Genomic DNA, 13020 nt, shown 5'->3' with positions numbered 1-13020 from the left:
GGATTAAGTCAATTGCTTGTCTTACGTACTGGTCGGGGGAAGCGTGCACGCGAGTTCTCGCCGGGCACAGGCCGACGCGACCCGTGAGCTGCTGGTGCGCACCGCCGAGCGGCTGTACGCCGAGCGCGGGCTGGCGCAGGTGTCCAACCGGCAGATCGTCGAAGCCGCGGGGCAGGCCAACAACTCGGCGCTGAGCTACCACGTCGGCACCCGCGCGGACCTGATCCGGGCGATCACCCGCTCGCACGTCGAGCCGATCGCCGCCCGCACGCGAGAACGCCTGCGGGCGGTGCCCCCGTCGGCGCGGCCACGCGACCACGTGGCCGGTCTCGTCCTGCCCTACACCGAACACCTGGCCAGTCTGGGCAACCCGAGCTGGTGCGCCCGGTTCCTCGCCCAGGTGGTCACCGATCCGGCGCTGGCCGGCGGCGTGGACGTCGATCCCGTGCTGGCCGCCGACTTCCTGGAAGGCGGTGTCGCGGTGTGGTCGCACCTGACCGCGCTGCCGCCGGCCGAAGTGACCCTGCGGCAGCAGACCGCGCGCAACGCCGTCATCCACACGTGCGCCGAACAGGAACGCGCCGCGGCCGTCACGGGCACCGCCGCCGATTGGCCGCTGGTCGGCGAAGCACTCACCGACGCCGTCACCGGATTACTGCTCGCTCCCCGACGCTGAACCCGACGAAAGGACCGGCCGATGACCGCCGAGACGACCCCTCCGGTGATGCGGCGTCCGTTCCCGCCCGCCTTGCTGGAGCGCGGCGCCTGCCCGTTCGACCCCCCGGAAGCGCTGGCCCGGCTGGGCGAAGAAGCGCCCGTCTCCCGCATCGAACTGCGCAACGGGGCGCACGCCTGGCTGGTGACCGGCTACCCGGAGGCGCGGGCCGTGCTGGCCGACGCCCGGTTCAGCTCCGACAGCTTCCGGCGCCGCAGCGCGATGGACCTGCGGCCGGGAGAGACCGCCCCCGCGTGCCCGGCCGACGTGCCGGAGCGGCGGGACGGGATGTTCCTGTTCATGGACCCGCCCGAGCACACCCGGCTCCGGCGGCTGCTCACCGGCCAGTTCACCGTGCGGCGCATGCAGACGCTCGAGGCCCGGATCCGCGACATCGCCGTCGAGCACATCGACGCCATGCGCGCGGGCGGCACCGAAGCCGACCTCGTTCCCGCGTTCGCGCTGCCGTTGCCGTCGCTGGTGATCTGCGAGCTGCTGGGCGTGGACTACGCCGACCGCGCCGAATTCCAGGAGCGCACGGCGATTTCGCTCAACCTGACCAAGAGCGAGGAGGAGCGGGCGCAGGCGTCGAAGGGCATCTACGAGTTCATGGGCGCGCTGGTCGCGGCCAAGCGGCAGCACCCCGCGGACGACCTGCTCTCCGGCCTCATCCACGGTGACGCCCAGCCCCCGCTGACCGACACCGAGCTGATCGACATCGCGACCGTGCTGCTGGGCGCCGGCCACGAAACGACGGCGAACATGCTGGCGCTGGCCACTTTCGCCCTGCTGGAGCACCCGGACCAGCTGGCCGCCGTCCGCGCCGATCCCACAGTGCTGGACAACGGTGTGGACGAGCTGCTCCGGTACCTGTCGATCATCCACATCGGACCGACCCGCATCGCGACGGAGGACACGGAGATCGCCGGGACCCCGATCGCGGCGGGCGACACGGTGCTCCTGTCGGTCCCGCAGGCCAACCGCGCGCAGGACCACTGGCCGGAACCGGAGCGCCTGGACCTCACCCGCCCCCGCACCCCCCACCTGGCCTTCGGCCACGGCGTGCACCAGTGCCTCGGCCAGCAGCTGGCGAGGTCCGAACTCCGGGTCGGCTTGGCCGAGCTGGTCCAGCGGCTCCCGGACCTGCGCTTGGCGGCCCCGGCGGACGAGATCCCCTTGCGCGGCGACATGCTGATCTTCGGCGTGCACTCGTTGCCTGTGACCTGGTCCTGACCCGACGGGGGCCGCGACCGCCACGGACGGGTGCTCTGCGCGTGACGGGCGTTTGACCGCGCCCGTGTAGGGAACGCCGCCGGAAACTGTTCGGTGGCGGAGGTTCCGGGTGCTCTCAAGTCTGCTCGCAATAACCAAAACCGCGGCCACCCTCGCCTTGACCGGACCCGCTCTCCTGACCCGCCAAGCGCACAAGACCGTCGGTCCCCTTGCGGCGAGCGCGGCCGGGGCCGTCGGCGAGGCCGCCGAGACGACGACGCGGACAGCCGTGCGCGTCACGCGCGTCGTCGGCAACGCCACCGGCACTCGGACCGCCGTGTGGCGCGCGGGACGGCGGCTGCACGTTCCGCTGCGGCCGGCCGAGGACGCCCGTCGCCCGGACGGGCCCGCCTTCGCCGCCGAAGTGGCCGCGCACGCCGATGTCGTCGCGGCGTACTGGGACGGCGGGCTCGGCAGCGTTGTCGCCTACCTCGTCGAGGACGCGGCCACGGCGGGCGTGCTCGGCTGGATCTCCGCCCACTCCGGACGGCACGGCCTGGCCCCGGCCGAGCCCGGCGACTGCGCCCCGGCCCACCCCGGCGACACCTACGGCGTGCGGGCCGCCGCCCTCGCGCTGGCTTTGGACGTCGCGGGCTTCGGCGTGTCGGTCGGTACCCGCGCGGTTCGCGGCGGCCGCATGCACGAAGCCGTGCGGGCGGCGGTGTCCGCGGCACGGGAACACCCCGCCGTCCGGGGGGCGCTCGACGAGCGGTTCGGCTGGTACACGGCCGAATTGACGCGGTCGGCGGTGTCCGCGGCGGTCCGGGGACTGAGCCAGGACCCGCTCGAACTGGCCCTGGACGCCGTCCTGCGGGCCGGCCAGCTGACCGAAGCGGTCGCCCGGCTCGCCGCGTTCGACGCCGTGCACGACGAACTCTGCGCACCCGATCGGCCCGGCCTCGGGGTGACCCCGCCGCCGCGACGCGTGCGCGTCCCCACCGAGGACTACGCCCGCAACGCGGTCAACAGCGGCGTCTTGGCCGCACTCGCCGATCTGCTGATGCGCCGCGATGCCCGCGCGGCCGCCGAGGCGTTCCTCGCGGCCTCTCCCCTGCCCGCCCGCTACGCCGACACCGCCTTCCACACCGCTCTCGGCACCGCGTTCGCGCGCGAAGGTGTGCTGGTGCGCGACCCGGACCGGCTCAAGGCACTGACCACAGTGGACACCGTGCTGCTGCACGTCGACGTTCTCCACAGCGAGGACGGGCTCGATCCGCACGCCGAAGCCGTGCTCGACGCGGCACGGCACGCCGAGGCGCGGGTCGTCATCGCCGGCCCGGACGCCCGCGAGCGGCTGGGCGAATTCGCCACCCTCGCCGACGACGTCGTGACCACCGAGGACGGCGAGACGTTCGCCGAGGTGGTGACGCGGCTGCAGGACGAAGGCGTCGTTCTCGCGGTCGGCCGGCCACGGCCGCGGTGCCGGCCGGGTTCGGACGAGGTCGCCGGCCTGCTCGCGGCGGACCTCTGCGTCGCCCTCTCCGACCGCGACGCCCCGGTGCTGTGGGGCGCCGACCTGATCGTCCGCCCGGGACTGGTCGGCGTGTGGCGCGTGCTGCGGGCCGCGGCCGCCGCCCGGTCGAACAGCCGGCGCGCCACCCGCGTCGCCGTCGCCGGTGGCCTGATCGGCGGGCTCCTGCTGATGTCCGGCCGGCGGCCCGGCGCTCGCCGTCCGCTGCTCCCGCGGCTCGACCCGGTGGCCCTGGGCGGCCTGACCGGGCTGGGCCTGGGCTGGTCTGCCGCGCTGAGCGTGGCCGCCGCCCGGCCGCCGGCCGGCCGCGTGCGGATCGCCTGGCACGAACTGACCGCGGAAGAGGTCGTCGACCGGCTGGCCGCGAACCACGCCGAGCCGGCGCCGTGGGAACGGGCGGCGCGGCAGGTGCGGGCGGCGGCCGCCACGGTGGCCCGGCACCCGCTGGCGGCACCGGTCCGATTGGGGACCGGGCTGGCCACCGACGTCGTCGCCGAGCTGAACGACCCGCTGACCCCGGTGCTCGCCCTCGGCGCGGTGGCGTCCGCGGTGGTCGGGTCGCCGGTCGACGCGCTGCTGGTGGCCGCGGCGATGGGGCTCAACGCCGTGGTCGGCGGGGCGCAGCAGTTCCGCGGCCGCCGCGCGCTGGCCAAGCTGCGCGACGGGGAACGGCAACGGGCCCGCGTCGAGGGCGGCCGGCTCGTCGACGCCCGGGCACTGAAGCCCGGCGACCGGATCGAGCTGCGGGTCGGCGACGTCGTCCCGGCCGACGCCCGGCTGCTGGGCGGCAGCGACGTCGAAGCCGACGAATCGGCGTTGACCGGCGAGTCGCTCCCGGTCACCAAGCAGCTGGATCCGGTACCCGGGGCACCGCTGGCCGAACGCAGCTGCCTGGTCTTCGCCGGCACCACGGTGGTGAGCGGCGAATGCACCGCCGTGGTCGTCGCCGTGGGCTCCGAAACCGTGGCCGGCCGCGCCGTGGAGCTGGCCACCCGTACCTCGGCCGCGGTGGGCATCCAGGCCCGGCTGCAGGAGCTCACCCGCCGGGCGCTCCCCCTGACGATGCTCGGCGGCGCCCTCGTGACCGGCCTGTCCGCCGTCCGCGGCCGTCCGCTGCGCCGCGCGCTGGCCGGCGGGGTGGCGATCGCCGTCGCCGCGGTGCCCGAAGGCCTGCCGCTCGTCGCCACGGTCGCGCAGCGGGCGGCGGCCCGGCGCCTGTCCGCCCGCGGCCTGCTCGTGCGCGCGCCGCGAGCACTGGAAGCCTTGGGACGGCTGGACGTCGTGTGCTTCGACAAGACGGGCACGCTCACCGAGAACCGGCTGCGCGTGGTCACCACGACCGGAGCCGACGGCCGGGCCCGCGAACCCGAAGCCGGCGATCCGGTGCTGCGGGCCGCCGCCCGCGCGTGCCCGGGTTCGCCGTCCGATCCGCACGTCCGCGTCCACGCCACCGACCACGCCGTGCTGGACGCGGCCGGCTCCGACGAGGCCTGGACCGAGCTCGAAGGCCAGCCGTTCGAGGCGAACCGGGGCTATTCGGCCACCGTCGGGCGGGACGAGGACGGCGAGACGGCACTCGTCGTCAAGGGCGCGCCTGAGATCGTGCTGCCCGCGTGCACCGGGGCCGGTGAGCTCGGGACGGCGGCGGAAACGCTGGCGGGCAAGGGATTGCGGGTGCTGGCCGTGGCCCGCCGGACCGTGGACGCCGAAGCCGGGGCGGTCCTCGGCGACGACCACGGTGTGCTCGCGGACCTGGAGTTCCTCGGCTTCCTCGGGCTGGCCGACACGCTGCGGGCCTCGGCCGAGCCGCTGATCGGCGGCCTGCGCGCGGCCGGCGTCGACCCGGTGATGCTGACCGGCGACCACCCCCACACCGCACGGGCCATCGCGACGTCGCTCGGCTGGCCGGCCGACGCGCCGGTCGTCACCGGCGACGAACTGGCGCGCCTCGACCGCGCGGGCCGGGCCGAGCTGCTGTCCGGCGCCGGGGTGATCGCGCGCGTCGCGCCGGAGCAGAAGCTGCAGGTGGTCGAAGCGCTGCGCGAGGCCGGGCGCGTGACGGCGATGGTCGGCGACGGCGCGAACGACGCGGCCGCCATCCGCGCCGCCGAAGTCGGCATCGGGGTGCGCGCCCGCTCGTCGACCGCCGCCCGCACCGCCGCCGACGTCGCGCTGACCGACGACGACCTGACGGTCCTGCTGGAGGCGCTGGCCGAGGGCCGCGCGTTGTGGCGCAGCGTGTCCGACGCCGTCGTCATCCTGGTCGGCGGCAACGCCGGCGAGATCGGCTTCTCGGTGCTGGGCACGCTCTTGTCGGGCGACTCCCCGCTGGGCACCCGGCAGCTGCTGCTGGTCAACCTGCTGACCGACCTGTTCCCCGCGATGGCGGTGGCAGTCACCCGCCCCGACGGCGACGGCGGTCCCGGCGGCCTGGGCGAAGACCTGTCCCGCGCCATCACCGGCCGCGGCGTGACGACCGGCATCGGCGCGACGACGGCGTGGCTGATCGGCCGCTACACCCCCGGGACCGCGCGCCGGACGAGCACGATGGCACTGTGCGGCCTGGTCGGCACCCAGTTGGCCCAGACCCTGCGCGGCCGCTGGCGAAGCCCGCTGGTCGTCGGCACGGCAGCGGGATCGGCCCTCGCGCTGGCGGCGATCGTGCAGACGCCCGGGGTCAGCCGGTTCTTCGGCTGCACCCCACTGGGACCGTTGGCGTGGGCCGGCGTCGGCGCCGGTGTGACGGCCGGTGCGGTGACGTCGTCGCTCCCGATGTGGCGCACGGAGACCGGAGCCGGGTGACGCGCCGGCGTCAGGCGTCGAGGTCGAAACCCGTGACGTACCAGGCGCCGGCGTGCTTCTGGACCTTGAAGCCGAGGGCGAACGAGCCGGTGTCGCCGGTGGCACCGATGAGTTCGATGTCGCGCAGCGTGCGGCCGTCGAGCTTGACCGCCGTGTCCGGGACCGTGACCTTGTCGCCCTTCGCCGGCACGGTTTCCACTTCGACCTTTCCCCGCGGCGGGAGTTCGACGCCCGGCTTCGCCCAGGCCTCGCGCAGCGACTTGGCGCTCGTCAGGGCTTCGGGGCTCTTGCACAGGGTCTCGGCGTCCTGGCCGGCGGGCAGCAGCGGCGCAGCGGAAAGGCAGGCTTCGGTGTACCGCTCTTCCAGGATCTGGGTGACCCAGCGTTCGACGGCGGCCGCGGGGGTCTTGGCACCGGAGGCGGCCGGCTCCTGCGACGACGAGGCCGTGGCGCTCGCCGAGGTGGGCGGGCTACCCGCGGCCGCGTTCGCCGAGCCGGCCACGCGGACCGGGCCGCACGCGGCGAGCAGCAGCATCGGCGGCACCAGCGGGAGGAGCCACCGCCGGGTGCGCACCGTCGTTCCAGCAGTCACGGATTTCCTCCTGGCCCGCCGGTTCGCCGGCACCGCAGCTCGGTCGGGCCGGATCTTGGTGTCCGGTGCCCGGGACCGTCAACCGGCGCCGGGGAAGTTTGCCCCTTTGGTCAGTTTCGGGTGCCGGTTGGCGCTTCGATTCGTGCCACCGCCGGAATCGCGGCGGCCAAGACGATCGCCACGAGCGCGACGACCGCGGAGACCGCGAAGGCCGTCGTGTACCCGGATTCGGTGGGCGCGCGGCCACCGGAACCGGCGACGATCGTGACGGCCAGCGCGCTGCCCGCGGCGCCGCCGATCGTGCGCAGGACGGTGTTGACCCCGGTCGCCGCGCCGGTGGTCTGAGGAGGTGTCGCTCCGATGACCAGTGCCCCGAGGCTGCCGAACGCGAAACCGTAGGCCAGGCCGAGCACCGCGCCGCTGAGCGCGACGGTCGCCGGGCCGTCGTGCGCGAAAGCGAGACCGAGCAAGCCGGCGGCCGCCAGGCCGGCACCGAGCTGGAAGACGCCACGCGGCCCGATCCGAGCGGACAACCGGGGCGTCAGGGGTACGGCGACGATCATGAAGAGCCCGATCGGGGCGATCAACGCGCCGGCGGCGGTCGGGCTGTAGCCGAAGCCGTAGCCGGCGGCCTTGGGCGTCTGCGCGAAGAGCGGCAGCAGCGTGACGGCGGCGAACATGCCCACGCCGATCACCAGGGTGGCCGCGTTCAGCGCGGCGAGCCGCCTGCCCACCAGCAGGTGCACGTCGATCAGCGGAGCGGTGGCGCGCCGCTCCACGAGGACGAACACCGCGCCGGAAACGATCGCCGCGACGCCGAGACCGACGACGGGAACCGAGAGCCAGCCCCAGGTGCGTCCTTGGCTGATGGCGAGCAGCAAGGCGACCAGTGTCGCGGCCAGCAGCGCACCGCCGGGGAGGTCGAGCGCCACCCGGGTCCGGTCCGCGGGCCGGGGTACGGGTAGCAGGGCCGTTCCAAGCAGCGCCACCAGCGCGAGCCCGCCGACCAGCCAGAACACCGCGGCGAGGCCGGCGGCGTCGGTCACCGGGCCCGCCGCGACCATGCCCACCGCCCCGCCGACCCCGAACACGGCGCTCAGCGCGGCGACGGTGCCGGGCAGCCGACGGCTCGGCAGGAGCCGGCGCGCGAGACCGAAGCTGCAGGGGAACACCCCGCCCGCGAGCCCTTGGACGACGCGGCCGGACAACGCACCGGCGTACCACCCGCGGCCCGTGCTCACCGCCGCGACCACGCTGCCGGCCAGGAGCAGCAGCAGGCCGGCCACGATGACCCGGTGGTGGCCGAACTGGTCCCCGAGCCGGCCGGCGACGGGCGTGGCGACCGCGGAGGCGAGCATGAACGCGGTCAGCAGCCAGGCGGCACCGACGGCGTCGACCCGCAGCTCGCGGGCGAAGGAAGCCAGCACCCCGACGACCACCGTCTGGGCGAGCGCGACCGCGAACGCGGCGGTCAGCAGGACCGGGGCGGCCACCCGGGCTCCCCCGCCGGGCTCGCGCAGGCCGAGCTTGCGGGCGATCACTGCCGTCAGCGTGACGAGCGCGGCGACGATCCACATCAGACGTCCCCCTCGGGTCGAGTCATTGGCTTAGGGCAGCCTAACTCATTTGTGACCACCGGTCACTAATTACCCGAAGTAAGATCCTCTCCCATGCACGCCAGCACGCCGCAGCGCGGCCGCCCGGCCAAGCTGAGCCGGGAAGCCATCGTGGCCGCGGCACTGGAAAGCGACCTGCGCGCGGTGACGATGCGGGAGCTGGCCGGCCGCCTCGGCGTCTCCCACTCGGCGCTGTACCGCTGGGTCTCCGACCGCGACGAACTGTTCGACCTGGTCAGCGAAGTCATGGTCGAGCGGATCCTGCCCGGCTCCGAACCCACCCCGGACACTTGGCGCGCCTGGCTGCGGGACCTGGCCTGGAAGATGCACGACGAGTTCCTCGCGGTACCGGGCTACGCCGTCCAGGTCGCGGCACCCCACCGGCACAACCCGGCGGCGTTCGGCCGCCTGCGCGACCGGGTCGTCCACGCGTTCACCGCCGCGGGGGCATCCCCCGAGATGGCGGAACAGAGCTGGTACACGTTCGGCCTGGGCGTGGTGCAGTGGCTCGGCGCCCACCAGACCGGCTACGACATCGGGCCCGAAGCCCCGCGGTTCGACCTCTTCCTGGAAGTCCTCCTGCGCGGCCTGCCCGCCCGGGAGGCATGAACCCCCGCCAGGACACAAGAAAGCCGGGGCGCCGCCTCGAAAGGCGACGCCCCGGCCGGATCCCGGCTTACCGGGACTTGTGCTCGCTCTTGCCCTTGCCCGCGGCCGCGTGGCCGTTGGCCGTGCCGCCGTTGACCGGCTTGGCCGGGGCCGGCTTCGGGGCCTCCGGCTTCGCCGGGATCGGCGGGACCGCCTGGTCCGCCGGCGTCACCGTCTTGTCCGCCGGCACCGGAGCCGCCGGAGCGGGGGCCGGCGCGGCGGGAGCCGGAGCCGGGGCCGGCTTCTCCTCCGCCAGCGGGTTCGACCTCTTCACCTTCGTCACGGCCACGACCGCCGCCGCCAGCGCGCCCAGCGCCACCAGCCACGGCCAGCGGGCCCGGCGGCCGCGCTCCCCGCGCGCCACGCTCTTCGCCTCCTGCAGGGCCACCGCCAAGTCGCGCTTGGCCGTCGCCACCGCCTTGCGGCGCTTGCGGTTCGACTCGTTCGCCGAGCCCGCCACCGTCGCCAGCGCCTGGGCCGCCTTGCGGCCCGGGTCGCGCAGCTTCACCGCGCGGTTCAGCACCTCGTCGCGAGCCGCGACCGAGTGCTTGCGCACGTCCCGGCGCGAAGACCGGGTGCTCTTGTCGAAGTCCTTGGTCGCCGAACGGCCTACCTTCGCGAGCTCGTCCGCGCTTTCGGACAGCTTCCGGTCGGTGATCTCCACCGCCCGCGCGGCCGCGGCCGCACCGACCCGCGCCGCTTCGGCCGCGAGGTCCCGTACGCCGGCCGCCGCCGTTTTCACGGATCGCCCGACCGGAGCATCGCCCTGGCTCATGTGCTCACCTCTCACTAGTCCCGCAGGCAGGGCCTGCTCAGCCTCACACCACTGGGCTACCCACCAAACCGCCGTCCGGAACCTCCGACCACCCGTCGGTGTCGTCACGCCCGCACGTCGGGCAGGCTCTTGCCGCGTTGACGGCGCCACGCGTCGCCGGTCTCGGCGTCGTCGGTGGACGTGCTCAGGTGGGCCCACTTCACGTCCGTGTCGACGCGGTGCCGCCACGCCTCGCGGCCGTACTCGTAGGCGTCGCTGCCCGCCAGCAGGCGCAGCGGCGGCTCGTCGAGGCCGGCGACCGTGAGCACCAGGTCGGCGACCTTCGCGGGGTCGCTGTTCGCGTGCTTCTCGAAGTCCGCCATCGCGCGGGCCGACGCGCCGACCGTCGCCTCGTACGGCTCGCTGATCGGCGGCGTGGTCATCGACGCGCCACCCCAGTCCGTGCGCATGCCGCCCGGCTCGAGCACCGTGATCTTGATGCCCAGCGGCGCGACCTCGGCGGACAGGGCCTCGCTGAACCCGCCGACGGCCCACTTCGCCGACTGGTACGCCGTCATCCCGGGGCTGCCGACGCGGCCGCCGACGGACGAGACCTGGATGATCCGGCCGCCGCCCTGCCGGCGCAGCACCGGGACCGCGGCCTTGGTGACGTACACCGTGCCGAGGAAGTTCGTCTCGATCTGGCGGCGGAAGACGTCGAGGGTCGTGTCCTCGAGGGGCACCCGGTCGCCCTGGCCGGCGTTGTTGACCACGACGTCGAGCCGGCCGAACGCGGCGACCCCGGCAGCCACCGCGGCTTCGGCGGCCGCCGCGTCGGTGACGTCGAGCCGTTCGACGTGGACGCGGTCGCCGTAGCGCGCCGCGAGGTCCGCCAGGGCCCGCGGGTCCCGGGCGGTCGCGACGACGCGGTGCCCGGCGGCGAGCGCCCGTTCGGCGATCTGCCTGCCGAGCCCGCGCGACGAACCGGTCACGAAAAACACTGAACTCATGAGACGCTCCTCAGTTAACGCAACGTCTTTGCGTTAACTCGACCGTACGCGGGGCGTGAACTTAAGTCAAAGCGGTTGCGTTATCGTGGAGACGTGTCTCCCTCGCGCCAGCGCGCCCGCTCCGACCAGGACAAAGAGGTCCGCAAGACGGCCCTGGTGACCGCCGCGCGCGAGCTGGCGGTCGAACGCGGCGTGCGCGAGGTCACGCTCACCGAGGTGACGAGCCGCGTCGGCCTGCACCCGTCGGCGCTGCGGCGGTACTTCGAATCCCGCGAAGAGCTGCTGCTCGAACTGGCGGAGCAGGGCTGGCCCGAATGGCGCGAGCGCCTGCTGGCCGACCTCGGCGGCCGGCACCTGACGGCGGTCGAGATCGCCGACGTCGTCGCCGGTTCCCTCGACGCGCTCCCCCTGTTCTGCGACCTGCAGACGCACGTCGGCCTGAGCTTGGAGGGCGCGGTCCGGCTGGAGCGGGCGCGCCGGTACAAGACCGCGGCCTCGGAGTCCTTCGACGCGATGACGGCCGCGTTGGCCGAAGCCGGGGCCGGGTTGGACGCGGAGGGCGCGCGCACGATCCTGACGGCGGCGATGAGCTGCGCGGCCTACCTGTTCCAGCTGTCCCGGCCGTCGCCGACGCTGCGCCGGCTCTACGACGAGGTGCCGCGGTGGGCGCACAGCGCGCTGCGGTTCCGCGAGCAGCTGACGACGCTGCTACGGGCGGTTGCCCTGGGCGTGACGCGAGAGCCGTGAAAATCAGCGGTCGGTCTGGCCCTTGCCCTTCACCGGGCCGTTGCCCCGAGTCTTGCCCTTGGCTTTACCGCTCTCGCCGTTCGAGCCGTGCGCGGCGCCGGCCGGGGTGCCGGCCGGGACAGCCGCGGGCGGTGGCCCGGCCGCCGGCTCCGGCGGCACCGCGGATCCTCCCTGCGGCGATCCCATCAGGACGGTCGACGCGGGCAGCGTCGCGACCACCGAAGGCGGCGGCTGCACCGAGCCGCTCGGCGTGACCGAGCCGGCGACGGGCTCCCGGCCCGCGTCCGGTTCCGCCGCGTCCGGCCGCGTCAGCAGCACGCCGAGCACCACCGCCGCGGCCGCCGTCGCGAGGCCACCGGCGGCGGCCAGCCTGCGCCGCCGTCTCGCGGGCACCGGGGCCAGCGTCGGCGCGGCCGGCTCACGCAGCAGCCGCACCACTTCCTCGGCCGTGGGACGCCGTTCGGGCTCCAGTTCGGTCATCCGGTCCAGGACGCGGGCCAGCGGCGCGGGCAGGCCGGCGGGCACACGGGGCCGTCGGTGCAGCCGCGCCGTCGCCGACTCGGCGGGTGTGCCGGGGTACTCGCGCTCGGCGGTCAGGCACTCCAGCAGGATCAGGCCGAGCGCGTAGACGTCGGCCGCCGGGCCGATCCGCTCGCCCGCCACCTGTTCGGGGGCCAGGTACGCGGCGGTGCCGGTCACCAGGCCGGACCCGGTGACGTGCGTCGACTCCAGCTCGTGCGCGATGCCGAAGTCGGTGATGAGCGGGCCGTCGCCGCCGAGCAGGACGTTGGCGGGCTTGAGGTCGCGGTGGACGATCCGCCGGTCGTGGACGTGGGCCAGCGCGTCGGCGAGCTGGACGGCCAGCTCGGTCACCTCGCCGGCCGGCAGCGGCCCGGCGAGCAGGCGCTGCGCGAGGTTCTCCCCGTGCACCAGCTGCATCACCAGGTAGGGCCGGTCACCCTCGGTGCCGCTGTCGAACAGGGCGACGACGCGGGGGTGGTCGATGCTGGCCTGGATCGCCTTCTCCCGCGCCCGGCGCAGCCGCTCGACGGCCACCGCGCCCCGGTCGTACACCTTGACCGCGACGTCCCGGCGCAGCCGCTGGTCGAAGGCCTGGTAGACGCGGGCGGTGCCGCCGGTGCCGATCAGGCCGCCGACCTCGTACCGCCCGGCGATCACCTCCGGCGGCTCGTCGCGGGCCCACCACGGCCGCACGCCGGTGACGTCCAGGGAGAACCGGGGATCGGTGGGGGTGCTGTCGCCGTGGTGCTCACCGAGCATGGGCGGCGACCTCCGCAGGCTGAGGGCGAACGCCGGCCGCGAGGCTCGGCGCTGGACGACGGCTGCTGGCTGAACCGGGAAGCGAGACGGAACTCTACGCCGGGCCGGCCGC

Annotated in this window: 10 protein-coding genes; 5 read left to right on the top strand and 5 right to left on the bottom strand. The window is 74.8% G+C overall.

The annotated features are described in order from the left end of the window. Window positions 1-16 precede the first annotated feature (16 nt). The 3 genes from ACIQWX_RS38770 (at window position 17) to ACIQWX_RS38760 (ending at window position 6260) form a co-directional block, all read left to right on the top strand. Window positions 17-676, top strand: a complete 660-nt coding sequence (locus ACIQWX_RS38770) for a TetR/AcrR family transcriptional regulator (RefSeq protein WP_400882036.1) — start codon at window positions 17-19, stop codon at window positions 674-676. A 21-nt stretch (window positions 677-697) separates the two neighbouring features. After that, window positions 698-1948: a cytochrome P450 gene (locus ACIQWX_RS38765; protein ID WP_400882033.1), complete on the top strand. Its 1251-nt coding sequence runs from the start codon at window positions 698-700 to the stop codon at window positions 1946-1948. Window positions 1949-2105: 157 nt separating this feature from the next. After that, a complete protein-coding gene (locus ACIQWX_RS38760; protein WP_400882030.1) occupies window positions 2106-6260 on the top strand; it encodes an HAD-IC family P-type ATPase in 4155 nt (1384 codons plus the stop codon). 10 nt (window positions 6261-6270) lie between these two features. Here ACIQWX_RS38760 and ACIQWX_RS38755 read toward each other — a convergent pair whose 3' ends face one another. Together ACIQWX_RS38755 and ACIQWX_RS38750 are read right to left on the bottom strand one after the other, a co-directional pair. Next, entirely contained in the window at window positions 6271-6852 is a 582-nt protein-coding gene (locus ACIQWX_RS38755; RefSeq protein ID WP_400882027.1) for a hypothetical protein, read from the bottom strand. Window positions 6853-6962: 110 nt separating this feature from the next. After that, complete coding sequence (locus ACIQWX_RS38750; protein WP_400882024.1) at window positions 6963-8429, bottom strand: MFS transporter; 1467 nt, start codon at window positions 8427-8429, stop codon at window positions 6963-6965. Window positions 8430-8522: 93 nt separating this feature from the next. Here ACIQWX_RS38750 and ACIQWX_RS38745 point away from each other — a divergent pair, with 93 nt between their 5' ends. Further along, window positions 8523-9077, top strand: coding sequence for a TetR/AcrR family transcriptional regulator (locus ACIQWX_RS38745; RefSeq protein ID WP_400882022.1), 555 nt, complete (start codon window positions 8523-8525; stop codon window positions 9075-9077). 67 nt (window positions 9078-9144) lie between these two features. Here the strand turns inward: ACIQWX_RS38745 and ACIQWX_RS38740 are convergent, their stop codons facing one another. Continuing rightward, window positions 9145-9891, bottom strand: a complete 747-nt coding sequence (locus ACIQWX_RS38740; RefSeq protein ID WP_400882019.1) for a hypothetical protein — start codon at window positions 9889-9891, stop codon at window positions 9145-9147. Window positions 9892-9995: 104 nt separating this feature from the next. Beyond that, on the bottom strand, window positions 9996-10880 hold the full coding sequence (locus ACIQWX_RS38735; protein WP_400882016.1) for an SDR family NAD(P)-dependent oxidoreductase: 885 nt from the start codon (window positions 10878-10880) through the stop codon (window positions 9996-9998). Between the two features lie 93 nt (window positions 10881-10973). Between ACIQWX_RS38735 and ACIQWX_RS38730 the strand changes: the two genes are divergently transcribed. Next, a complete protein-coding gene (locus ACIQWX_RS38730) occupies window positions 10974-11627 on the top strand; it encodes a TetR family transcriptional regulator (protein WP_400882013.1) in 654 nt (217 codons plus the stop codon). 3 nt (window positions 11628-11630) lie between these two features. Here ACIQWX_RS38730 and ACIQWX_RS38725 read toward each other — a convergent pair whose 3' ends face one another. Further along, entirely contained in the window at window positions 11631-12908 is a 1278-nt protein-coding gene (locus tag ACIQWX_RS38725; protein ID WP_400882010.1) for a serine/threonine-protein kinase, read from the bottom strand. Window positions 12909-13020: the final 112 nt, after the last annotated feature.

The organism is Amycolatopsis sp. NPDC098790 (genome assembly GCF_044759945.1).
Lineage (GTDB): Bacteria > Actinomycetota > Actinomycetes > Mycobacteriales > Pseudonocardiaceae > Amycolatopsis.
This window is presented reverse-complemented; position numbering and strand designations above follow the sequence as displayed.